22 protein-coding genes are annotated in these 21,934 nt (G+C 34.6%); 12 read left to right on the forward strand and 10 right to left on the reverse strand.

Annotated features, from left to right (window positions below):
- Window positions 1-15: 15 nt before the first annotated feature.
- Window positions 16-1,773, reverse strand: coding sequence for an aromatic amino acid hydroxylase (locus tag AC1B0Z_RS14330; RefSeq protein WP_483792783.1), 1,758 nt, complete (start codon window positions 1,771-1,773; stop codon window positions 16-18).
- A gap of 156 nt (window positions 1,774-1,929) precedes the next feature.
- Between AC1B0Z_RS14330 and AC1B0Z_RS14335 the strand changes: the two genes are divergently transcribed.
- Entirely contained in the window at window positions 1,930-3,033 is a 1,104-nt protein-coding gene (locus AC1B0Z_RS14335) for a bestrophin family protein (protein ID WP_483792784.1), read from the forward strand.
- Window positions 3,034-3,082: 49 nt separating this feature from the next.
- Here AC1B0Z_RS14335 and AC1B0Z_RS14340 read toward each other — a convergent pair whose 3' ends face one another.
- Both AC1B0Z_RS14340 and AC1B0Z_RS14345 read right to left on the reverse strand, forming a co-directional pair.
- Complete coding sequence (locus AC1B0Z_RS14340) at window positions 3,083-3,664, reverse strand: DUF4136 domain-containing protein (RefSeq protein ID WP_483792785.1); 582 nt, start codon at window positions 3,662-3,664, stop codon at window positions 3,083-3,085.
- A 97-nt stretch (window positions 3,665-3,761) separates the two neighbouring features.
- A complete protein-coding gene (locus tag AC1B0Z_RS14345; RefSeq protein ID WP_483792787.1) occupies window positions 3,762-3,926 on the reverse strand; it encodes a C1orf53 family protein in 165 nt (54 codons plus the stop codon).
- A gap of 137 nt (window positions 3,927-4,063) precedes the next feature.
- Here AC1B0Z_RS14345 and AC1B0Z_RS14350 point away from each other — a divergent pair, with 137 nt between their 5' ends.
- The 4 genes from AC1B0Z_RS14350 to hemL are packed head-to-tail and all read left to right on the forward strand — an operon-like array spanning window position 4,064 to window position 7,403.
- Complete coding sequence (locus tag AC1B0Z_RS14350; protein ID WP_483792788.1) at window positions 4,064-4,396, forward strand: hypothetical protein; 333 nt, start codon at window positions 4,064-4,066, stop codon at window positions 4,394-4,396.
- Window positions 4,393-5,307 (forward strand): 1-aminocyclopropane-1-carboxylate deaminase/D-cysteine desulfhydrase, encoded by a 915-nt coding sequence (locus AC1B0Z_RS14355; protein ID WP_483792789.1) that lies wholly within the window; start codon window positions 4,393-4,395, stop codon window positions 5,305-5,307. Before AC1B0Z_RS14350 ends, AC1B0Z_RS14355 begins: the two co-directional genes overlap by 4 nt.
- Window positions 5,307-6,104, forward strand: a complete 798-nt coding sequence (locus tag AC1B0Z_RS14360) for a glucosaminidase domain-containing protein (protein ID WP_483792790.1) — start codon at window positions 5,307-5,309, stop codon at window positions 6,102-6,104. Before AC1B0Z_RS14355 ends, AC1B0Z_RS14360 begins: the two co-directional genes overlap by 1 nt.
- Window positions 6,105-6,116: 12 nt before the next feature.
- The gene (gene hemL, locus AC1B0Z_RS14365; RefSeq protein ID WP_483792792.1) at window positions 6,117-7,403 is read left to right on the forward strand and encodes a glutamate-1-semialdehyde 2,1-aminomutase; all 1,287 of its coding nucleotides are present in this window, start codon (window positions 6,117-6,119) and stop codon (window positions 7,401-7,403) included.
- 72 nt (window positions 7,404-7,475) lie between these two features.
- Here the strand turns inward: hemL and AC1B0Z_RS14370 are convergent, their stop codons facing one another.
- From AC1B0Z_RS14370 to AC1B0Z_RS14380, 3 genes are all read right to left on the reverse strand, one after another.
- A complete protein-coding gene (locus AC1B0Z_RS14370) occupies window positions 7,476-7,919 on the reverse strand; it encodes a Spy/CpxP family protein refolding chaperone (protein WP_483792794.1) in 444 nt (147 codons plus the stop codon).
- A 96-nt stretch (window positions 7,920-8,015) separates the two neighbouring features.
- Window positions 8,016-9,209: a hypothetical protein gene (locus tag AC1B0Z_RS14375; protein WP_483792795.1), complete on the reverse strand. Its 1,194-nt coding sequence runs from the start codon at window positions 9,207-9,209 to the stop codon at window positions 8,016-8,018.
- Window positions 9,210-9,261: 52 nt separating this feature from the next.
- Window positions 9,262-10,761 carry a hypothetical protein gene (locus AC1B0Z_RS14380; protein WP_483792797.1) on the reverse strand — a complete coding sequence of 500 codons (1,500 nt, stop codon included), beginning with the start codon at window positions 10,759-10,761 and terminating at the stop codon, window positions 9,262-9,264.
- A 147-nt stretch (window positions 10,762-10,908) separates the two neighbouring features.
- On the opposite strand from AC1B0Z_RS14380, the gene yiaA reads away from it, so the two are divergent.
- From yiaA to AC1B0Z_RS14400, 4 genes are all read left to right on the forward strand, one after another.
- Window positions 10,909-11,391 (forward strand): inner membrane protein YiaA, encoded by a 483-nt coding sequence (gene yiaA, locus AC1B0Z_RS14385; protein WP_483792799.1) that lies wholly within the window; start codon window positions 10,909-10,911, stop codon window positions 11,389-11,391.
- 383 nt (window positions 11,392-11,774) lie between these two features.
- A complete protein-coding gene (locus tag AC1B0Z_RS14390; protein WP_483792801.1) occupies window positions 11,775-12,452 on the forward strand; it encodes a CPBP family glutamic-type intramembrane protease in 678 nt (225 codons plus the stop codon).
- Between the two features lie 39 nt (window positions 12,453-12,491).
- Window positions 12,492-13,370, forward strand: coding sequence for an alpha/beta hydrolase (locus AC1B0Z_RS14395; RefSeq protein WP_483792802.1), 879 nt, complete (start codon window positions 12,492-12,494; stop codon window positions 13,368-13,370).
- Between the two features lie 34 nt (window positions 13,371-13,404).
- Window positions 13,405-14,154, forward strand: coding sequence for an alpha/beta hydrolase (locus AC1B0Z_RS14400; RefSeq protein ID WP_483792804.1), 750 nt, complete (start codon window positions 13,405-13,407; stop codon window positions 14,152-14,154).
- 198 nt (window positions 14,155-14,352) lie between these two features.
- Here AC1B0Z_RS14400 and lysS read toward each other — a convergent pair whose 3' ends face one another.
- The 3 genes from lysS to AC1B0Z_RS14415 form a co-directional block, all read right to left on the reverse strand.
- Complete coding sequence (lysS, locus tag AC1B0Z_RS14405; RefSeq protein WP_483792806.1) at window positions 14,353-16,044, reverse strand: lysine--tRNA ligase; 1,692 nt, start codon at window positions 16,042-16,044, stop codon at window positions 14,353-14,355.
- A 110-nt stretch (window positions 16,045-16,154) separates the two neighbouring features.
- Complete coding sequence (locus AC1B0Z_RS14410; RefSeq protein ID WP_483792807.1) at window positions 16,155-16,559, reverse strand: DUF1573 domain-containing protein; 405 nt, start codon at window positions 16,557-16,559, stop codon at window positions 16,155-16,157.
- A gap of 109 nt (window positions 16,560-16,668) precedes the next feature.
- Window positions 16,669-17,724, reverse strand: coding sequence for a LuxR C-terminal-related transcriptional regulator (locus AC1B0Z_RS14415; RefSeq protein ID WP_483792808.1), 1,056 nt, complete (start codon window positions 17,722-17,724; stop codon window positions 16,669-16,671).
- A 117-nt stretch (window positions 17,725-17,841) separates the two neighbouring features.
- Here AC1B0Z_RS14415 and AC1B0Z_RS14420 point away from each other — a divergent pair, with 117 nt between their 5' ends.
- From AC1B0Z_RS14420 to AC1B0Z_RS14430, 3 genes are all read left to right on the forward strand, one after another.
- Window positions 17,842-18,000, forward strand: a complete 159-nt coding sequence (locus AC1B0Z_RS14420; RefSeq protein ID WP_483792809.1) for a YqaE/Pmp3 family membrane protein — start codon at window positions 17,842-17,844, stop codon at window positions 17,998-18,000.
- 119 nt (window positions 18,001-18,119) lie between these two features.
- Window positions 18,120-18,830, forward strand: a complete 711-nt coding sequence (gene lipB, locus AC1B0Z_RS14425; protein ID WP_483792811.1) for a lipoyl(octanoyl) transferase LipB — start codon at window positions 18,120-18,122, stop codon at window positions 18,828-18,830.
- Window positions 18,827-19,336, forward strand: coding sequence for a hypothetical protein (locus AC1B0Z_RS14430; RefSeq protein ID WP_483792812.1), 510 nt, complete (start codon window positions 18,827-18,829; stop codon window positions 19,334-19,336). The genes lipB and AC1B0Z_RS14430 overlap by 4 nt, the downstream gene beginning before the upstream one ends.
- Before the next feature lie 8 nt (window positions 19,337-19,344).
- Here the strand turns inward: AC1B0Z_RS14430 and AC1B0Z_RS14435 are convergent, their stop codons facing one another.
- Window positions 19,345-21,933: an MG2 domain-containing protein gene (locus AC1B0Z_RS14435; protein ID WP_483792814.1), complete on the reverse strand. Its 2,589-nt coding sequence runs from the start codon at window positions 21,931-21,933 to the stop codon at window positions 19,345-19,347.
- Window position 21,934: the final 1 nt, after the last annotated feature.

Here is a 21,934-nt window from a genome sequence, read left to right on the forward strand (position 1 = left end):
GCTACATCTCAAAAATCAAGCACTAATTTTAGCATTGATTATTCCCAACCCATCATCAATCAACCGTCCAAATTCAGGTTTGTTTTGTTTAATAGTATCTATATGCTTTACTATTTTTTTAGCAAGTTCGGTTTCGTTATCCAGTTGCGCTAGTTCATAAAGTTCAACAGTGAGTAGCCAATCATTAGGATGATTCTCAATAAGTTCTTCTAATACTTTAGTACGAGAAATAGTGTTGTTTTTGCCTTCTCTATAATCTCTTACTTGCTGATATAATGCTTCTAATGCAATGCGCTCTTTTGATTTTTGTACTTGTATGGTTTGCGTTGAAGGCACATGAGTAATTAAATTAAAGCTACTGTAATCTGCGGGTCCGGTAAATGCCGAAACTACGTCCTTACCAACTGCCATATCATAGATACCCCATTCGGGCTGAAATAGAACAGACTCCTTATGTGTAACAGTGCAATTTTTAAAACTTATCAAGATGATTTTTCCTTGTAAGTTGCGTTTCCCGGTGATGATTTCGCCAGAAACTTTGATACCACCTTCAAATTCTAGGTTTACGGTTTGACCTTCATAAATATCATAAGCGGCCAAATCTCTAGGACTCATATCTTCAATAGCGATATTAATCCCTTTTAATTTTCCGATAGGTGATCCAAAACCATCGCTATGGGTACTTGTACCATGCCCAACTAGTTCTTTTTCTCTGTAGGCTAAGGCTGTTTTACCAGTGGTTTGTATATAAATCGGTTTGCCTTCGTGAGCAATAACGTTATCAAAGACTCCTGAAATTTGCAATCCTGTACTTAGCTCAATAGAGCCTAATGCGTTAGATTCAATTAATTTATTCATTCCTGAAAGTCCACCTCTGCGTAATGCCATAGTATTTGCAAACTCTTCTAAAATCAAGCTTAAATGTGCAAAATCTGGCGTAACATAAAGTTGCGGCTGTGGTTTGGTAATATCAAAATCCTTGAATGTGGCATTGATATCGTAGGGCAGTTTTTCTACTTCATCCGTCATACACCAAGCACTTTCTCCGATGGAGGACAGCAATCCTGCGCCATATATTTTTGGATTGTCTACCGTTCCTATCAATCCATATTCCACGGTCCACCAATGTAAATTGCGTATCAATGCCATTTCACTGGGTTCGCCCATATTGTTTTGTAATTCTTCTACCTTTTTTTCTGCTGAAAGAATGTCTTCTTTTGAAGAATTTGGTGCCTCTTTTATGATGGATAAATAGCGAACGGCTTCATACAATTCATAATCTTTTGCAGATGAAATAGCTTTACAACCTATTTCTCCAAAACGTCTTAAATATTCGGCGTATTCGGGATTTGCAATTATGGGCGCGTGTCCCGCACCTTCATGAATAATATCTGGCGCAGGTGTATATTCAATATGCTCAAGTTGCCTGATATCGCTTGCAATTACCAAAACATTGTAGGCCTGAAATTCCATAAAGGCATTTGGAGGAATAAACCCATCAACTGCAACAGCAGCCCAACCAATATCCTTTAAAATGCGGTTCATCCCATACATATTAGGAATGTTATCTATTGAAATACCTGTTTGTTTAAGGCCTTCTAGGTAGGAGCCGTGCGCCACTTTACTTAAGAAATCAACATTTTTACGCATTACATACCTCCAAACGGCTTGGTCTATGGCAGAATAGTCTTCATAGTTTTGAGGTTTTATAAATTGCTTTAAATGCTTTGGTAGCTTTTGAAGTATTGCGTTAGATTCAAATATATCCGACATCTCTAAAATTTACATGTAATACATGGTTGAAAATACGAATTATTCATCAAAATTGAATGTTTTTAACTTTTATTTCAAAATAGAGCTTATCTGGTTATCGGTAAAAGTAGCTGGAAAGATTTCCATATATTTAAACATAATTGTAATAGCTTAGAAATGTATACCAGACGTATTTTTCCTGTAAAAGGTGTGATAAAATGGACACGCCGCCATATTTTTTTATTTCTTTTATTAGCGTTAATTCCAGTTTTTTTATTTGATGTTGTTGGTTTAAAATGGTTGCACGTGCCATGGTTGCCTTTAGGTGCTTTGGCTACAGCAGTAGCCTTTATTGTTGGGTTTAAAAACAATGCGTCTTACGATAGGCTTTGGGAAGCCAGAAAAATTTGGGGTGGTATTGTTAATAGTTCTAGATCTTGGACTATCATGGTAAAAGATTTTATTAGTAACGATCATGCAAAGACAAAGCGTACTGATAAAGAGTTAAAAGCAATTATAAGGGAAATGGTGCATCGTCATGTAGCTTGGTTAACCGCTTTGCGATATCAGTTGCGAAAGGATAGGCCTTGGGAAATGCATTTGAAAAACACAAAATCGAACAAAGAGTTTAGGGAAAGTTATTTTAGGGTTTGTGAAGATGTTGAACCCATAGAAGACGTGATTAAACCCTACATTTCGGAAACTGAGTACGAAGATATATTTGCCAAGGGCAATCAAGCATCACAGTTGCTGGGGATTCAGTCTAAACGTTTAAGGGAGTTGAAACAAGAAGGACTAATAGAGGATTTTAGACATATGGAAATGGCAAACTTATTAGTTGAGTTTTACACGCTGCAAGGAAAGTGCGAGCGCATTAAAAACTTTCCATATCCAAGGCAGTTTGCCACGTTAAACTATCTTTTCGTGTGGATTTTTATCATTCTATTGCCTTTCGGGATCATGGAAGGTTTTGAGGCCATTGGGGATCATATTTTGGAGGATTTGGCAAATCACGAATCGCAAACGTCAATAGGGCATTTGGCTCAAGAATTTATTGCAAGACACTTCGTTTGGTTCTCAATTCCATTTAGTGCTTTGATTTCGTGGGTGTTTCATACAATGGAGGCCATTGGGGAAAATACTGAGAACCCATTTGAAGGTGGACCAAATGATATACCTATTACTGATATGAGCAGGGGTATTGAGATAGACATTCGTCAACTTATTGATGATACCGATATCCCAAAACCTTATGAATGGAAAAATGATATTGTAATGTAAAAAAAGCGACTTGGTCACTGAGGTTCTAGAAGTGCAGTCGCTTTTCAATTTATTTTGCTTCAGCTTCTGGAGGATATTGTTCCATAATTTTGGTAACAAACTCCTTAATGCGTTCTTCTTTCTTCTCTGATTTTCTTGTAAGGAAACCTGTGCCCATACCTTGCCATATTAACTCCTTTTTCTTGGCATTGATTAAGTCAACAAATAGGACTCCTTCGGTACGCGTAGATACTGCGGGTTGATTCCAACCCCAGCCCCATCCTGGACCAAAGCCCCAACCGCCCCAGCCCCAAGGACCCCAGCCGCCCCAACCCCAGGCACCCATGCCCCAAGCGTTGTTATAAACATCAACACGTTGATTGGACTTTGTGAATATGCTGATAAGAACATCTGGATCTTCAGATTTTGTAAAGCCTTTTGCTAAAAGTTCGGCTTCAATAGCGCGTAAAATTCGGCGTTTGTCAATATCATTAATTTCTGCTTTATCAATACCTGTTTTAAAAAATGCAAATGTTTTAAACTGGTTAAAATCGGTTTTTCTGTCGTAATCTGTTGAAACACGCACAGAAGAACATGAGGTTGCCACGATAAGAAGGGCAATAAGCGGTAGAGTTTTAAGAATTTTTTTCATAACAATTATATTTATTTTAAATCTCAGTCACATTAAGAGATAGCACTCAATTTCATAAGATTTTATTATCAATAATCATACCACAAACCCTAGGGCGCTAACGTTTTATGGTGTTCGTTTTTTTATTGTACCCATACGGGCAATGCCTACATCCACTTTCACAACAATATCCCCGTTTTAAGTGGTATTGTTCAGTAAAACAACGATAGCCTTCAGGTGTTAGATAATAATCGCCTTCTTCAATGGGGATAAACTTCTTCATAGTTTCACAAAGATAATGTAAAATCAATACATTTTTTTTGTGATGTTTTACATCAAAATTTTCATAAATTGTAATATGCAATACTTTGAGAATCCTAAAAAAAGGTTTCTTGGATTGATTTTTGATTTACAACTTTTATGATTCTTATTTCAAAATACATAGTTCCAAAAGGTTATACGGGGATTGCTCTATATCCGTTTATTTTTTTGGGGAATTCAAAGCTGAAATTGAATAAAGCCCTAATTAACCATGAAAAGGTTCATTTAAGACAACAATTGGAGCTGTTAATTGTGTTGTTTTATATTTGGTACACCATCGAGTTTTTGGTGAGACTTATGCAGTATGGTCAATGGAATATCGCCTATAAGAATATTTCTTTTGAGCGCGAGGCTTACATAAACGAACATGACTTTACTTATTTAAAAAACAGAAAATTTTGGAGTTTTTTGAAGTATCTTCGTGCTGAATGAGCTTTGATTTTGAACATACGATCAATCAAGAAATCACGCTTGATAAAACAGCTGGGGTACGTCTATTTTTGAAACGAGAAGATCAACTGCACGCATTTGTTTCGGGAAATAAATATCGAAAACTAAAGTATAATTTAAAAGAAGCTGATAAAAAAGGTTATAACACATTACTAACCTTTGGCGGCGCGTTTTCAAATCATATTGCGGCCGTGGCAATGGCCGGAAATATCTTAGGTTTTAAAACTATTGGTGTAATTAGGGGTGATGAACTTCAAACGGATATTGAAAAGAATCCCACATTGCGTTTTTCTCAAGAACATGGTATGCAACTAAAGTTTATTTCGCGACAGGATTATCGAAATAAGGCTTCTAACGCCTTTATACAATCGTTAAAGAATGAATTTCAAGATTTTTATTTAATACCAGAAGGAGGGACTAATGCATTAGCTGTTAAAGGGTGTGAGGAGATTTTATCTGGCAAGGATAAAGATTTTGATGTTATATGCTGTCCCGTTGGTACTGGAGGTACTATTTCGGGACTTATCAATTGTTCAAAACCTAGTCAACAAGTTTTGGGTTTTCCAGCTTTAAAAGGTTCGTTTTTACATAAAGATATTAGTAAATTTGTATGGAAGACCAATTGGGACTTAATTACCGATTATCATTTTGGGGGATATGCCAAAATAAATACAAATTTGATTGGTTTTATCAATCGATTTAAATCTGAGAATAATATCCAATTAGACCCAGTTTATACTGGTAAAATGATGTTTGGTATTTTTAGCTTAATTGAAAAAAGATATTTCCCTAAAGGGTCAAAAATATTAGCTATTCATACAGGAGGTTTACAAGGTATAGATGGAATGAATATGATTTTAAAGCGAAAAAAATTACCCTTAATACAAATTTGATGAAACGAATTCTAGTAATAATATCACTCAGTTTTTTTGTGTTTAGCTGCGGCTCAAAAAAAACAGTGGTTACAAAAAAGTCTAAAAAGGAATCTACCGAGAAAGTAGTAGTTAAAAAGGAGATGCCTGATGAAAAGATTGATACAGAAACAGCACCTTCTAATATGAGTCCCACAGAAGCTTATATCGAAACGTATAAAAGTATTGCGCAAAAAGAAATGACGCTCTATAATATCCCTGCAAGTATTACATTGGCCCAGGGTATTTTAGAATCTGCTTCTGGAAAAGGTAGGCTCTCAGTAGAGGCAAATAACCATTTTGGTATTAAATGCCATACGTGGACTGGAGCTAAAATTTATCATGACGATGATAAAAAAGGTGAATGCTTCAGAAAGTATAACAGTCCTAATTATTCATTTAGGGACCATTCCTTGTTTTTAACCTCAAGAAAGCGATATGCTGGCCTCTTCGATTTAGATGTTTCAAATTATAAGGCTTGGGCAAGGGGCCTAAAAGCAGCGGGTTATGCTACGGATAGGCAATATCCCCAAAAGTTGATTAGTTTGATTGAGCGTTATGAGCTACACAAATACGACGATGAAGTTTTGGGGCGCAATCCTTCAGAACGAAAATTTGATGATGCTGTTGAAGTGGAAAAAGCATTTCATGTTGTTGCAAAAGGAGATACATTATATAATATTTCAAAACGATATAACTTGACCGTTAAAGAATTGCAAGCTTTAAATAATATTAAAGGAACAAATATTGCAATTGGTCAAGAACTGAAAGTAAAATAGAATAAATTCCAAATGATTTATAAACGCAGTAGCGCATTATTTGCCGAAGCTGAAAAAGTAATACCTGGAGGGGTAAATTCTCCAGTAAGGGCATTTAAAGGTGTTGGTGGAACGCCAATTTTTGTAAAAGAAGCCAAAGGTGCTTATTTGTATGATGAAGACGGGAATAGGTTGATAGACTACATTAATTCCTGGGGGCCGATGATTTTAGGACATGCTTTTGGGCCAGTGGTGGATGCGGTTGTTGAAAAGGCTAAAAAAGGAACTTCCTTTGGAATGCCAACAGAGATTGAAACCAAAATTGCTGAATTGGCAGTTTCTATGGTGCCTGATATTGATAAAATTCGTTTTGTAAATTCTGGTACAGAAGCTTGTATGAGTGCCATTCGTCTGGCGCGCGGTTTTACTGGAAAGGACAAAATCATCAAGTTCGCAGGGTGTTATCATGGTCATTCCGATTCGTTTTTAATACAAGCAGGTAGTGGTGCCAGTACTTTTGGTACACCAAATAGTCCTGGAGTTACGCAGGGTACGGCAAAAGACACGTTGCTAGCTAATTACAATGATATTGATAATGTAAAAGCTTTAATTGAAAGCAATAAAAACGAAATTGCTTGCATTATTATTGAGCCAGTTGCAGGTAATATGGGATGTATTCCGCCAGGACCAAATTTCTTGGAAAGTTTAAGAGTCTTGTGTGATGAACACAATATGCTTCTGGTGTTTGATGAAGTAATGACGGGTTTTAGATTAGCCAAAGGCGGTGCGCAAGAGCTTTATGGAATTGATGCCGATATAGTGTGCTTTGGAAAGGTTATAGGTGGTGGTTTGCCTGTTGGCGCTTTTGCGGCTAGAAATGAAATAATGGATTATTTAGCTCCAGTTGGCCCCGTGTATCAAGCGGGGACACTAAGTGGAAATCCTTTGGCAATGGCTGCTGGTTTGGCAATGCTTAATGCTCTAGACAATGATACTGAAGTCTTTGATAGGCTAGCTGAAAAAACGGCATACTTACATGAAGGCATTTCCAAAAGCCTAAACGAAAATGGGGTGAAAAATACCATAAACCGTGTAGGTTCAATGATTTCTGTGCATTTCGATGAAAATCCTGTTTTTGATTTTGATACTGCAGCAAAAGGAAACAATGATACTTTTAAATCCTTCTTTCATGGTATGCTAAATGAAGGTGTTTACATCGCGCCAAGTGCATTTGAAACTTGGTTTATTACAGACGCATTATCTTATGAAGATTTAGATTTTACAATAAATGCAGTTAATGAGGTGGCAAAACGGCTATAAAAAAACCTCCAAATTGTTGGAGGCGTTTTCAACTAAATAAAAAATCAATAATCAATAAAAATCAAACTTTGTTTATGCTTTCTTGCGAGCTTTCTTGCCTTTAGACTTGTCTTTCATTTTAGTCTGTCTTTTGTCCATCATGCGCTCCCATCTTTTATATTGTTCTTCGTTTAAAATGTTTTTCATTTTAGCTTTGACTTCAATCATATGATCTAATCTTTTATTGGCCATTTCTAAACGCTGCTCTTTAGTGGGTTTTTGTGCTTCTCCACTTTCTCTTTTAGCTTTTCTCTCAGCCATGTGCGCCTTTCTTAATTTGGCATTTTCTAGGTTTATTTGGTAAATGTCTTCTTGTTGAGCGTCAGTTAAATCTAAGGCCAACGTCATTTTTTTTGTTTGAAGGGTAGCTATTTCCTCGGGGCTTAAGTTCATGCCTTTTTTTCCTTTATTAGGGCCTTGGGCGGATGTGATTTGAATTGCGCAAAGCGCCATTACAACTAAAACTAAATTTTTCATGATGATGTTTTTTGAATGTTTGGTTCTTTGACTACAACACTTCAAAATAGTTTAAAATAGAATTTGATTTTAACGCAAGATTAACAAAATACTACGTTATTTTTTTGGTGTAATTGGAATGGTTAGGTTGATGCCTGTTTGAAAATCAGGAGCATTATTCACTTCTAAGTCTTGTTTGATAAAAAGGGAAAGCTTGTAATTTGGTCTGCCATAGGTGTAAATAAAATTCCAGTCCAATAAGGTATGGTATAAGGTGGCTACACCGTTTTGCCAACCGCCATTGATTTCTCTCCATTTTCCTAGCAATTTGTAGTACCCTTCTTCTTCTTTTCTGTTGAATCTGGTTTGTATGTGATGGTTAATGCCAAAAGCATGGTAATTTCCTTTTTCCGTGTATTTGGTAAACTCCGCATGGGCTTCAAAACTGCCTAGATAGGTATTGTTGCCTAAGTCAATATTATCACTTTTAAAATTGATAAAATTCTTATGTAAAATACTCGCGCCCAATCCAAAATTAAATTCGTTTTTATTTTTTAGGATAAGCCGTTTAACACCGTTTATAGAGATGCCATAATCCAATGCGCTATTGAATTTTGAAGTGTTTATTCCTAAATGACTTCCAAAATTGACGTAAATACCCCGCTTATCATTTCTCAGGAAAGAGGGGTAGTAGAAATGATTAAATTCCAAACCTCCAATAAAGAAGTCATTTGCATTTAGTTGAAGTGTTCGCCCATTTCGGTCTTCATATCTAAAGTTTACTTGGTTTAGACCATAATAGCGTCTCCCAAAGGGGTCTTCGCCTCCAGCAACATTGCTATGAAACCACTCTATAGTTTCATCACTCGTAAATAAGGAAAAAGGGTATTTTCCTTTTGTGATAACATAGCTTCTAAGTGTTAATCTAACTTCATGTTCTTTTGATATTGGAATATTATAATCAAATCTAAACTCTTTGATTACAGCATCAATCACAATATTCATATAATCTGCGGGCGTAGTTTCTTGGTCTACAAACGTGTATCTTCTAGCATACCAAATCACGTTACTAAGTGCTTCTCTAACTTCTGGGTCTTTAGGAAAATAAGCTTCTACAAAAGGGTGAAAATGATTTCCGCTAGTGTAGTTTAAAGAAATAGTTGGGTGATTTGACGGTGCAATTTTAAAATTTTGGTTTATTCTACTACTAAAAATTCCAAACTGATGTGAGGACAAAATACTTGGTCGGTCAATACCATTTTTAAAGGAAATACTATCACGCTCCTGAGCAAATAGGCAAATAGAATGCAATAGAAAAAAGAATATTGAGGCATTTTTAAACATTGCGCAAATATACTGTATTTTAGGTTTTTGCTTGCGCTAAGGTAATAAGTTCCATAGTCGTATTGTAAAGCGAAGTTTTATGCATTTTACTTTTTAGCCAAGCGTAAAAGCTCATGACGAATATATCTTCTTGTTCTGGTTTTACCCAATCGAAAGAAGTCTCAACCTTGTTTTTAAATTCCTCTGAAGTAATCTGCTCGGGCTTATTTAAATAATCCTGTACCAAGTTCATGTAAGTAATGGCGCGATGTTGATTTATAGTTTTTAAATAGTTAAAATGCTGTCTTTTAAAACTCAATAATTTTGATTCAACTAAATTGATATGCCCTAAATCAATATGTAACAGTATTTCTATCAAGTTCTTTTTTATAACCCATTCCGTGCCTGCCTTTTCAGTATACCAATTATCACTATGGTAAAACTTAGAGAACAGTTGATGGGCTTTTTTTAGTTCTTGGTTTTGAAAATAGAACATAATAAGGCTTAGGCGAACATCTAAAACCGATTCTGTGTCCGGATGATTTATATTGGCGAAAGGCTCTAAAAGCACAATGGCCTCTTCTTGACGTTTGGAGAAATTGTAGTTTAAGCTTAAAAGCAAATTATATTTTAGTTTAAAAGTGTTGTAGTACTTCTTTTTATGCTGCAGCATTAGCTGGTGCATTTGTTCCAAATAAGCTTGTGAAGCTTCAAATTTTTTATTTCTGAACAAGGTATTTGCAATATGATATAAAATTTGAATATGATAATAGGGCTGCTTTTCCTTGTCTTTGTAGTTTAAAATAGATTGATAGGTTTTTATCAAAAACGATTCAATATTGAGATAATCATTGGATGCAAAAGCTGAAACAGTAACGATGGTAATGAGCTGATACAGTGATTTAAAGGATAGTTTGTCAATGATATTCAAATTAAATTCACTAAGCGTACTCTGGAGCATGGTTTGGAAATCGGAATGGTCTCCATGTGACAGTTTATATTTTAATTTCGAGTACACAATATTGAGTTGGTCCTCCAAAATGTGTTTTTCTCTATTTGCATTAAAGTTTTGAATCAAAACATCTAAGTTGGTTGAAGGATTTGCATAAGCGTACTGTATCTGTGTATGGTAAATTTCGTTAAGAAGTGGAAATAAGTGGTGCTCTATTGCAATAATTTCGGCTTTTTTCAAGATGCTAAATGCAACCTTGAATTGTTTTTGCTGCAAATAGTTGCGGGCAGCCAAAATATACTTTATAACTTCCATTTGGAGTGAGTTCTCATCTTCTAAACTAGAGTTGGCCGAAAAATAGATAATAGATTGGAATAAACGTTTTCTTAGGGCATGATAAGCCCCATTGCTTTTAGTGCCGTAAAGTTTAAAACAAACGTCTTGTGAGTTTAATTCGTCATTTCCTAAGAGTTTAAAGAGCTGGATATTTTTCGTATCCCTGCGTTTGTTCTTTTTCTCTAAAAAAGTGATAAAACGTTCTTGGTCTTCCTTTGAAAATGAGGAAACCATAGTATTTAAGTCATTCATTTAGTCATCAGTAAATTTCAATAAAAGTATTAAAAATATGGAATTACTTGTTTTTAATTTTAAAATATATCGTCAGTTTTAATTAAAAATTGTCTTTAGGTTTTTAATGTGTTGGTGCAATTTTGTGTCATCATTAAAACAAAAATTATGAATTATCAAACAACAGTTTCGGTTGATGAAGATTTGAAAAGTTCTAAATCGAAAAAAGAAAAGAAAGTATTTGATCAAAAACCAACGTCAGCATTTATTGGAGCATCCTGGTCTGCATTATTAATTGGGATGACATCGTATTGTATAGGGCTTTGGAATGCAGATATGATGCTTAACGAAAAGGGCTACTACTTTACAATTCTCCTATTTGGATTATTCTCGGTTATTTCAGTTCAAAAAGCTGTACGTGATAAAATGGAAGATATTCCAGTAACTGATATTTATTATAGTATCAGTTGGTTTACTACGATTACATCTATTGTTCTTTTAGTTATTGGGTTATGGAATGCGGATTTACTACTGAGCGAAAAAGGATTCTATGGTATGTCCTTTCTGCTAAGTCTATTTGCAGCTATTGCAGTTCAAAAGAATACTAGGGATGTGCAATATATAGACAGGCAACAAGAAGAGGAAAAGTAACTTAAATGGTATAGAACATCAAAAAACACCAAGGGTTGTTTTGATGGTTGGTTAATTAACCCCAAAACCTCGTGGCTCTTTAAGGTTGCGAGGTTTTAAAAATATTTAAAATGAAAGAATTTTGGAAGCCAATAATTTTAATGTTTACCAGCTGTTTAACTTTAATAATGATGCTTTTTGTGCCTATTGAAGGCGGTCCATCATTAATTTTCTTATTCTCAGTCCCGATAGGTCTTATTCTGGGGGTACTGTTTGGAATAAGTTATTGGTATTTAGATAATAAAAGTAAAAAAACACTTCTGAAGAATACAGCTTTTTATACAATGTTATTCCTGCTAATAGTTTATGCGTTGTTATACTATCCCTATAAAAATTGAAATTAAATGAAACCAAAACTCACCAAAGGCCTTATAGAATTTTCTAAAAACACGCTGATTTCAGAACGCAGACGTATTTTGGAAATAGTAGCTGCAGTGTTTACAGCTATTGGTAAGTTTATTTTTATGGATCTTTTAAATTGGAGGTTACCATTTGTGGTTTGTGCAATTTCAGCTTGGGGCGTCTACATTTTCAAACGCTATTCAAAAGAAAAGAATATTTTAAAGTATTGGGGCTTTAGAACCGATAATTTCAAAATAGCTTTAAAATTCATATTGCCTTTTGGGTTGTTTGCCATTGTGTCGTTTTTCATTATTGGTTACTATCAAGGAACACTCAACGTATCATGGCATATATTGCCTTTGCTTTTAACCTATCCTATTTGGGGAAGTGTGCAACAGTTTTTAACAATTGGGTTAATTGCGGGAAACTTAAATTATTTGAAACTAAATAAAGTATTTGTAATATTTCTAACGGCAGTTTTATTTTCGGTAGTGCATTATCCGTCAAAATGGTTGATGATAGGTACTTTTATCTTAGCCTTATTCTATGGCTATGTGTATCTAAAAGTGAAAAATATTTATGCTATGGGTATTTGTCATGGTTGGTTAGGAGCTTTATTTTATTATACCGTTGTAAACCAAGACCCATTTGGAGATATATTTTTGAAATATTTTATCTAAAACTAAATTCCGTATTTTAGTAAGCAAACATGTTTTTTAATGGCATATTGGATCTCTATTCTAATAACAGTTCTTGTAGTTTACATTGTAATAAGTGTTGCACTGTATTACTTACAGGATTACTTACTGTTTAAGCCTGAAAAACTTCCAGACGATTTTCAGTTTCATTATGAAAATCAGGATATAGAAGAGCATAATTTGGAGACTAGGGATGGTGCCGTAATAAACGGATTATTGTTTAAACCCAAGAAAAAGTCAAAAGGTATTGTACTTTATCTAAAAGGCAATTCCAAAAGCATCAAAGGTTGGGGGAAGTTTGCGGTAGATTTTACCCGCCATGGATATAACGTACTAATGGTAGATTATCGAGGATTTGGTAAAAGCACAGGCAAGCGTTCGCAAAAGGCCATTAAAAGAGATTTGCAACGTGTATACGATAAAATAAAAGTGTACACAACCGAAGATAGAATAATACTATATGGGCGCTCATTAGGATCAGGTTTTGCTGCGAAATTGGCATCGATGAATAATCCAAAACTATTAATTTTAGATGCGCCATACTACAGTTTAACCAAAGTTACTAAGCGTTACGCCCCGTTTATGCCTTTGTCGATTTTAATTAAATACCCTTTGCCAACATACAAATGGTTAAAATATGTGCAATGTCCTATACACATTATTCATGGCACAAATGATAAGCTTATACCTTATAAAACAAGTGTGAAGTTGTCCAAGGTTAACCCTAAATTAACCAAGTTGCACACTGTAATAGGTGGCGGACATAAAAATTTGAATACTTTTGAATCCTATCATTTGATGATTCATGATATTTTAACCAATAAACCCCAAGATATCGATTTATCAACCACAAGCATTAATGTTAAACACAGCTCAAAGCCCACTAAAACGAAAGCTTAAAAGGCTGATATTCGTTTTACTAAGTCTATATGTTATGATTACCGCAGCATTATATTTTATGCAAGAAAAACTATTGTTTCTACCTTCGGTTTTGGAGCAAGATTATCAATACCAATTCAATCATAAATTTGAAGAGTTGAATTTTGAAACGGATGACGGCGCTATGTTGAATGCCATTCATTTTAAGGTTGAAAACCCCAAGGGTGTCATTTTATATTTCCACGGAAATGCAGGTGATTTATCGCGTTGGGGAACTATATCGGAGTTTTTTGTTGAAAAAGGTTATGACGTTTTGGTGATGGATTATCGTACTTACGGTAAAAGTATAGGAAAGCTAAGTGAAGATGCGTTTTATAGTGATGCGAAATTGTTCTATGATTATCTGAAGAAAAATTATAACGAAAATGAGATAACAGTTTACGGTCGTTCACTAGGAACAGGAGTTGCAACGTATATAGCTTCTAAAAACAAACCGAAACAATTGATTTTGGAAACACCATATTACAGTATTGTAGATGTAGGGAAGCATCGATTTCCCTTTTTGCCGGTTGAAACCTTATTGAAGTATAAGTTTCCAACGTATAAATTTATAAAGGAGGTTAATTGTCCTATTACAATGTTTCATGGAACGAGAGATCAAGTGATACCGTATGAAAGTGCCGAAAAATTGTATAAATCATCTCCCAAAAAAAACACTTATTTTATTACGATTGAAGCTGCTAACCACAATAACATTATTGAATTTGACAGCTATCACAATACCATTAGAAAAATACTGCCATAGTGTTAAGGTGTTGAAACACAAATCCTAAGAAAATCTTAAAATTTGTATTCTAAAGTTAAACATTTGTAAACTATTGTAAGGAATCGAAAAAAATATCGTCTATTTGTACAAGTTTAGTTTAAGTTTAGTTTAGTTAAAGCAAAAGCCGGTGAAATTTCTACAAAATCATCGGCTTTCTTATTTTATTTAACTAAACTTTTAAACCACTTCCACAAAAAGCCCTTCCTCAGTCTTTTCAACCTTTGCCAAACTGTTTTTAGTCAATTCTTTAATAGACTTGTCCCATTTTTTATTGGATAAACCAGATTGTGATTTCAAATCAACTAATTCAAGTTTTTCAGCTTTATTTAAAATCTCTAGAATAGCTTTAGCATCATCACTAATGGCCAAAGGTTTTTTCTCTGGTTTCATTTGCGGGAAGAACAATACTTCTTGAATAGATTGGTTATTGGTTAAAAACATAATGAGTCTGTCCATGCCAATGCCCATGCCAGATGTTGGAGGCATTCCGTATTCTAAAGCGCGCAAAAAGTCGTAATCGATAGTTGCCGTAGCTTCATCATCCCCTTTTTTCGCTAATTCTAATTGATGCTCAAAACGCTCACGTTGGTCAATAGGGTCATTTAACTCACTGTAAGCATTTGCGATTTCCTTACCGCATACCATTAACTCAAAACGCTCTGTTAATTCTGGGTTTTCACGGTGTTCCTTGCATAACGGACTCATCTCCTTAGGATAGTCGGTAATAAAGGTTGGTTGGATGTAATTGCCTTCACACTTCTCTCCAAAAATCTCATCAATGAGTTTCCCTTTACCCATAGTATCGTCTACTTCAATACCTAAATCTTTAGCAGCTTGACGAATCTCATCCTCAGACTTTCCTGAAATATCAAACCCCGTAAAATGCTTAATAGAATCCGCCATTGTAACTCTCGCATAAGGCGCTTTAAAGTCAATTTCATGCGCACCAAAAGTTGCCTTTGTCGTGCCGTTTACAGCTACAGCACAATGTTCTAATAATTGCTCGCAGAAATCCATCATCCAGTTGTAGTCTTTATAGGCTACATAAATTTCCATTGCTGTAAACTCCGGATTATGTGTGCGATCCATACCTTCGTTTCTAAAGTTTTTGGAAAACTCGTATACACCATCAAAACCACCAACAATTAAACGTTTTAAGTATAATTCGTTAGCTATTCTCATGTACAATGGAATATCCAATGAATTATGATGTGTAATAAACGGACGTGCGGCAGCACCGCCAGCAATAGGTTGCAATACAGGGGTTTCCACTTCAAAATAACCGGCATCATTAAAAAATGAGCGCATGGCATTGAAGAGCTTAGTACGCTTTACAAATACATCTTTTACATGTGGGTTCACTACCAAATCCGCATAGCGCTGTCTGTAACGTTGTTCTGGGTCGGTAAAGGCATCATGAACTTTTCCTTCAGCATCCACACGAGGCTGAGGCAGCGGTTTCAAGGCTTTACTCAATAACGTAAAATCGTTAACCATCACGGTTTTTTCGCCAACTTTAGTTTTAAAGAGTTCACCTTCGATACCTATAAAATCACCTATATCTAAAAGCTTTTTATAAACGTCGTTGTATTTGCTTTTATCTTCACCTGTACATATTTCATCACGATTAAAATACACCTGTATTCTTCCTTCGCTATCTTGTAACTCAGCAAAACTGGCACTTCCTTGAATTCGGCGTGACATAAGACGACCTGCAATAACCACTTTTTTACCCTCCTCAAAATCAGTTTTTATGTCTTTAGACGTCTGTTTTACAGGAAATAAATCTGCAGGATATGGGTTAATGCCTAGGTCTCTTAATTTTGCGAGTTTGTCGCGTCTTACCAATTCTTGTTCTGAAAGCTGCATGCTGTTTAATTTAAAGCTGCAAAATTACATTATTTAACCTAAGAACAAAACAAAGACCTCTAAGGATTATTAATAATCTTCAGAGGCCTGTAACTAATTCAAATTTAAGTTTAGTTTGCCGCTACAACCGTACCTTTAATTTTAAGAATTTTTTTAACCTCCTTAGTATTAGAAATTACCGTAATAGTCTTGGTAAAACTCCCCAGTCTTTTGGTATCATACTTAATTTCTAATTCACCCTCTTTACCAGGAAGAATGGCTGCTTTTGAATAGGATGGTACTGTGCATCCACAGCTGGTTTTTACATCCGCAATAATTAAAGGCGCATTGCCTTTATTGGTAAACGTAAAAATTCGAGTACCATCACTACCTTGTTCAATAGAGCCATAATCAACTACTTCTGCTTTAAAATCAATAATGGCTACTTTTTCTAACATTGCAAATTCTTGGGCTTGAATAGCACCTACAATACTCACAAATAAAATTGCTAAATAAATGTTTACTGTTCGTTTCATGTTTGAATGTTTTAATGATTAATATGGGGCAAACCTAATTGTTAATCATTCAAAAAATAGAGTAAATAGGGGTTGAAATCGGTACTAGTACCTAGGTTGAATTTTGTAACTATTTGTCAAACAGAGACTTAATTTCGTCTCTAGAATTCACATTTAGTTTTTTATAAACGTTGTTTACATGTGTTTTTACTGTGCTTACACTTACAAAAAGAGCATCGGCAATGTCTTTATTGGAGTTTTCTTTTAAAATTAAGTCCAATACATTTTGCTCTTGTTTGGTGAGTTGCTCGGTAATTTCAGAGTGCGAATGCTTTCGTTTTATTTTGGTTTTATAAATAAACCAGAAGTTTAAAATTAACGAAATTGCCAATAAACCAATTAACAAATAAGTCCAATTGAAACTTGACGATTCTTTATTGGGAGTAGCAATATATTTGTCCGAAGTAATTTCTGCTTCGTACTGTTTAGTATATGTTGTATTTGGGTAAGCGGTTTTTAATCTTTCTAGCAAATTATCGTAATAGGTATTCGATTTTATATCCTCTAAATAATAGTTATGAAAGGGACTTCCTCTTTCAGATAGAAATGCATAAATATATAATTCTGCCAGAGGTTCATTTAAATGTGCTCCAAAGTCTTGAAGTGTTTTAAACCATTTTTTATTGTTAAGATCTCGGTTGGCTTTACTTCTAAATTCAGAATAGGCAAACTTCATCTCTTCCTTAAGGGAATCAATTTTTATAAAAGCAGCAGTTTTAGGATTGGTAGATTGAACGTCGCAAAACATTTCAGCATCAAAAGAAAGTGGGAAGCTTATGGTATCTGTGCGTTTTGCAATAAATAAAATGTCTTTACTATCAGAGCAATGCCCATCAAAATGATTGCTGTCTTGACTATATGTATCGCAATTATCTACATGTAATTTGTAAATACGATGTTCAGGTTCTAGTTGGTTTCCAGAAAATTCAAAAAAACCGTTGTTCCCTACCGATGTTTTTGATATAATTTGTTCATTATCAATATTCTCAAGTGTGCGATAATCTTCAATTACAGATAGGTATACATCACTTTGCCAACGCTCGGTATCAACATACCCGTTAAAATTGTACTGCGCAAAACCATAATAACCAATGAAAATGAATACTGCTAAAACTAAAACTCTCATAGCACTAATCTACTATATTTTATGTTAACCAAAAATCAAAATTACTTAACTTTAAAATGTAACAAAAAGAAAACCATAGCGTCACATATGTAATCATCAATCATTAAAAAAATCATTATGAGTATTTGGAGAGTTATACTTTCTATTATTTGTCCGCCATTAGCTGTTATTGATAAAGGCTGTGGCTCTATTGTTATTGTTTTTCTGCTATGGCTATGCGGCTGGGTTCCTGGAGTTATTGCAGCCTTAGTTATATTAAATAACCCGCAAAATTAGTTTGTAATCTCAGTCTAGTATGTAGTTGCTGACAAATCCTTTTTTAAGCCGCCGGTAACAATATTCAAAACTTTGCGTCTTTGCGACTTTGCGAGAAAAATGATGTAATTTTGCAGTCTATGAATAAAAAAGTTGAGCTACAAGATTTAGGTTTAAAAGACTATAAAGACACTTGGGATTATCAAGAAGACTTATTTAAAGCTATTGTTGATACTAAGATTAAAAATAGGCGAGAAGATGCTAATTTAGAAACCCAAAATCACTTCTTATTTGTAGAACATCCACACGTATATACCCTTGGTAAAAGCGGGGATTTGTCCAATTTATTGTTGAATGAAGCACAGCTTAAAGCAAAGGGGGCTACATTTTATAAGATAAATAGAGGAGGAGATATTACATACCATGGGCCTGGGCAAATTGTAGGATATCCTATTTTAGACTTAGAAAATTTTTTTACCGATATACATAAATATCTCCGTTTTTTAGAAGAAATGATAATTCTCACACTTGAAGAATATGGATTAGATGCCGAAAGAAGTCCTGGTGAAACAGGAGTTTGGCTAGGTGTTGGTTCACCATTTGCTCGAAAAATTTGTGCTATGGGTGTACGAGCTAGCCGTTGGGTAACCATGCATGGATTTGCGCTAAATGTAAATGCAGATTTGGGTTATTTCGATAATATTATCCCTTGTGGTATAAAAGGTAAAGCAGTAACGTCTTTAAATGTTGAATTAGGTATGGAAAAAGTGAATGAAGATGAAGTTAAGGAGAAACTTTTAAAACACTTCTCTAACCTTTTTGAGGCGGAGTTTTTAGTAATAAAAGCATGAAAATAAAAAAGGGAATAAAAATTGCATTATTGGTTTTAAGCCTTGCTATTGTAATATTTGTTTCATTTGCAACTTACAGCATTCTGATAATTGAAAACGCCAAACTTGAATACGAAATGCTTTTTTTATTGGCTATTATCCTCGGTGGTGTATTGAGTATAGTGTATCAAATCAAAACTATGCAGTTTTATAGTTCAAAATCTAAAAAACTGGAGCTTACAGGAAAATTGTTTTGGATTGGGAATATCTTGTTTTCATTAACGTTATTCTGCTTTTCACTTTACTTTTTATATTTCATCTATATAAGTTTTGAAAATTTTGAGGGTAACATGCGCACAAGTATGGTATTAACGCTTGTAATCACAATTTTAATATTACTCGTTGCTGTATTTTTAGCTCTAGAAACAAGTACACTTTATAAAAGAATTTTGAATCAAGAAGCAAAAGATTATGTGGATTCTATTGAAGATATCAAGGGAAATCAAGATGGAGATTTCAATTTTTAATGCTTTTGCTACTCAGTGTCTTGCACATTGAAACTATATAATTCGTTTACTGGCCTGCCGTCATAAGTTATACCCTCAACCTGTATCACAAATTTACCAGTTGTATCTCCAGTGTAGAAATCTAACATATATGGAGCGTTGTTGTTAATTTTAATATCGGGCTCCCAATGCAAAGTTTTGCGATAGTCGGGTTTTTTATGCTCAGGTTTTAGTACGGCATAATTTGGTTTGTAGAATTCTCTTGTTTTGTAGAAACCAAGAATTTTAGGATTACTGAAATTAGATAGTTCTTTTGGTTTTTGCTGTATTTCATCACCTCTTTTGGTGTATATAGCTATCACGCCACCAATCCTATCAGGACCCAAACCACCATAAATAGTAGCTTCAGATCCTCTAAGAACATCCATAAACAAGATATCGTTAATAGGAATAGTTTGAACACGATCGGGGGAGGTTCGAATACCATCGAGTACAAAAAGAACTGCGTCCCCTCTTATTGAGACCGATTGATTTGGAAAGGTACCAAAAACTCGAACTCCAGCTACATACCTTAGCATATTGAATGTGGGGGACCCTGGACCTAACCCTGGAATAGAGTCTGGAATAAGTCTTTTACTTGCCTCTCCGTGTAATGTTCTAGCATTCATTTTTTTGGTTAAAAGTTCTTGTGGTGTTAGTTTTTTTCTCGCTTTCACAACAGTCTCATCTAACTTAATAATGCTAGGATCGTATTTAAAATCTGGTGTTAATTTTTTTTCAACCATTTTAGGATATGGTTTAGAATAGGTATTAACTAGTTTTTTTGTGTGTACCTGACTTTTTCTGATATTTTTAATTTTTACCTCTGGATAATACGGCTCTAGGTATATAGATAATCGATCTCTATTCTTTTTTGATATAGGTAAACTATTGGCGTTAATAACAGTTTTAATGCTATCCTGAAAAATGAAAGGACCAAAACTAAATTCACCTTTTGCATTGGTTAGTTTTTGTTCTTGAACTAACTCGTTTGCAACAATATTTAATGTTACTTGTGACTTCCTAGGCTCTTGTTTTTTTTTGAATGCTGTAGTGGTGCCGTTTATCATAATTCCTTTTTCAGGGGAAAAAACTGCATCTCTTTTCTCATCTCCATCCGTTATTGATGCCCAAGTAAACCTGCGCCAACCGTGAGTAAGCATAAGCAAATCCAACAAATATTTACGTCCTTTTTCTTCCTGGAAGAAAAAGCTTGGGTTTGCAATTGTACCTCCCAAATCAGAATTTAATAATAGCCAACTCTTTATATTATCTGCATTTTTTTGCATTTCATTTTGGGTAAATACGCTCATAGAGAAATCACCGTTGGGCGTTTTTCCATTAGTATCAACCAGAGTAAAATCAATGTTTACTTTTTCACGTAAATTATAGTTCTGTTTATCTGTTTTTACTAATAGTTTTAAGTTGTTTTCTGGGTTTTCAATAAAAGTTAAACGCTCACTTACAGGTTCGCCCTTCGATGTAAACAACGTAAAATGTGCAATGCCATCTTGTAGTTTTGAAGTGTATAGTTTTATGATATTTAAGTTTTTATCATTAGCCTTTAATTTCTGTTTAAAGATGACATCACCTCGAATATGCCCCACCAAAAAGGCATCCTGCAAGCCATTGGTAATATTTGTAGATGCTGTTATGTTTATATGCTCTCCCCAGTTTGCAACGCGCAAAGCATAACCTTTCAATAGGGCTGAGGGAATGGGATAGTCAAACATCTCACCATCAATTGATATTTGAAGATGATATTTTGTATTGGGTTCTACTTTAATGGAGGTCCAGCCCAAGCCAAATTCATAACTATTAAAATAGGAAACAAAGTTACCGTTCTGGTCTAAAATTTTCCCCTCAAGTGCAAGACCGTTACCCTCAGAATCGGTGATTTTTACGCCCAAAACACATTCTAGACCTGTTATGAGGTCTCCACCTTCAGGAAAGAATTGAACAATGGGTTTAGTTGCGTCTAAATTAGATGCTTCTTCTTTTTTATTTTTGCTATGCGCTACTTTTTCCTCTGATGTTTTATCAAACAAGTATTTAAAATCGCTTTGTACGGATGCAATAGGTATTTCCTTTTGAAAAAGTATCGATTTTTTATCATTCAACATATATTTTGTGTAGGCACGAAGTATATAAGTGCCTTCTTGCATTACCTCTGGCAACTTTATTTCACTGGAAGCTCCTGTGGATTCCACGTATAACTTTTGCTGGGTTATGATGTTGTCTTTAGAATCGATTAATTCTACATAAATCACCTTGCTCATATTACTAACTGTATGCGTAATACCGTTTAGCAAATACGTTTTTAGCCAAATGGTTTCTCCACTGGTATAGGCATCTTTGTCTGTTTGCACATAGACTTTCTCTGGAGGGGCGCTGTTAGCGTAAAAGGAAAGGCTGTTTACTATATTTTGTAACCTATTATTTTCCTGAGCAGAAATTCTAAAAACAAAAAACAATAGAATGACTAAATGTAGAAAACCAGTAAATTGCCCAGATTTTTTCATATATACTTCACTATGTGAGTAGATAGTAAAGTTAACAGAAAAAATATATAACGTCATG

It is taken from the genome of Hyunsoonleella sp. J2K-J805 (genome assembly GCF_057167125.1).

Coding starts and splice junctions, on each gene's coding strand:
- AC1B0Z_RS14330 (WP_483792783.1), bottom strand. CDS start 1,773: ATGTCGGATATATTTGAATCTAACGCAATACTTCAAAAGCTACCAAAG.
- AC1B0Z_RS14335 (WP_483792784.1), top strand. CDS start 1,930: ATGTATACCAGACGTATTTTTCCTGTAAAAGGTGTGATAAAATGGACA.
- AC1B0Z_RS14340 (WP_483792785.1), bottom strand. CDS start 3,664: ATGAAAAAAATTCTTAAAACTCTACCGCTTATTGCCCTTCTTATCGTG.
- AC1B0Z_RS14345 (WP_483792787.1), bottom strand. CDS start 3,926: ATGAAGAAGTTTATCCCCATTGAAGAAGGCGATTATTATCTAACACCT.
- AC1B0Z_RS14350 (WP_483792788.1), top strand. CDS start 4,064: ATGATTCTTATTTCAAAATACATAGTTCCAAAAGGTTATACGGGGATT.
- AC1B0Z_RS14355 (WP_483792789.1), top strand. CDS start 4,393: ATGAGCTTTGATTTTGAACATACGATCAATCAAGAAATCACGCTTGAT.
- AC1B0Z_RS14360 (WP_483792790.1), top strand. CDS start 5,307: ATGAAACGAATTCTAGTAATAATATCACTCAGTTTTTTTGTGTTTAGC.
- hemL (WP_483792792.1), top strand. CDS start 6,117: ATGATTTATAAACGCAGTAGCGCATTATTTGCCGAAGCTGAAAAAGTA.
- AC1B0Z_RS14370 (WP_483792794.1), bottom strand. CDS start 7,919: ATGAAAAATTTAGTTTTAGTTGTAATGGCGCTTTGCGCAATTCAAATC.
- AC1B0Z_RS14380 (WP_483792797.1), bottom strand. CDS start 10,761: ATGAATGACTTAAATACTATGGTTTCCTCATTTTCAAAGGAAGACCAA.
- yiaA (WP_483792799.1), top strand. CDS start 10,909: ATGAATTATCAAACAACAGTTTCGGTTGATGAAGATTTGAAAAGTTCT.
- AC1B0Z_RS14390 (WP_483792801.1), top strand. CDS start 11,775: ATGAAACCAAAACTCACCAAAGGCCTTATAGAATTTTCTAAAAACACG.
- AC1B0Z_RS14395 (WP_483792802.1), top strand. CDS start 12,492: ATGGCATATTGGATCTCTATTCTAATAACAGTTCTTGTAGTTTACATT.
- AC1B0Z_RS14400 (WP_483792804.1), top strand. CDS start 13,405: ATGATTACCGCAGCATTATATTTTATGCAAGAAAAACTATTGTTTCTA.
- lysS (WP_483792806.1), bottom strand. CDS start 16,044: ATGCAGCTTTCAGAACAAGAATTGGTAAGACGCGACAAACTCGCAAAA.
- AC1B0Z_RS14410 (WP_483792807.1), bottom strand. CDS start 16,559: ATGAAACGAACAGTAAACATTTATTTAGCAATTTTATTTGTGAGTATT.
- AC1B0Z_RS14415 (WP_483792808.1), bottom strand. CDS start 17,724: ATGAGAGTTTTAGTTTTAGCAGTATTCATTTTCATTGGTTATTATGGT.
- AC1B0Z_RS14420 (WP_483792809.1), top strand. CDS start 17,842: ATGAGTATTTGGAGAGTTATACTTTCTATTATTTGTCCGCCATTAGCT.
- lipB (WP_483792811.1), top strand. CDS start 18,120: ATGAATAAAAAAGTTGAGCTACAAGATTTAGGTTTAAAAGACTATAAA.
- AC1B0Z_RS14430 (WP_483792812.1), top strand. CDS start 18,827: ATGAAAATAAAAAAGGGAATAAAAATTGCATTATTGGTTTTAAGCCTT.
- AC1B0Z_RS14435 (WP_483792814.1), bottom strand. CDS start 21,933: ATGACGTTATATATTTTTTCTGTTAACTTTACTATCTACTCACATAGT.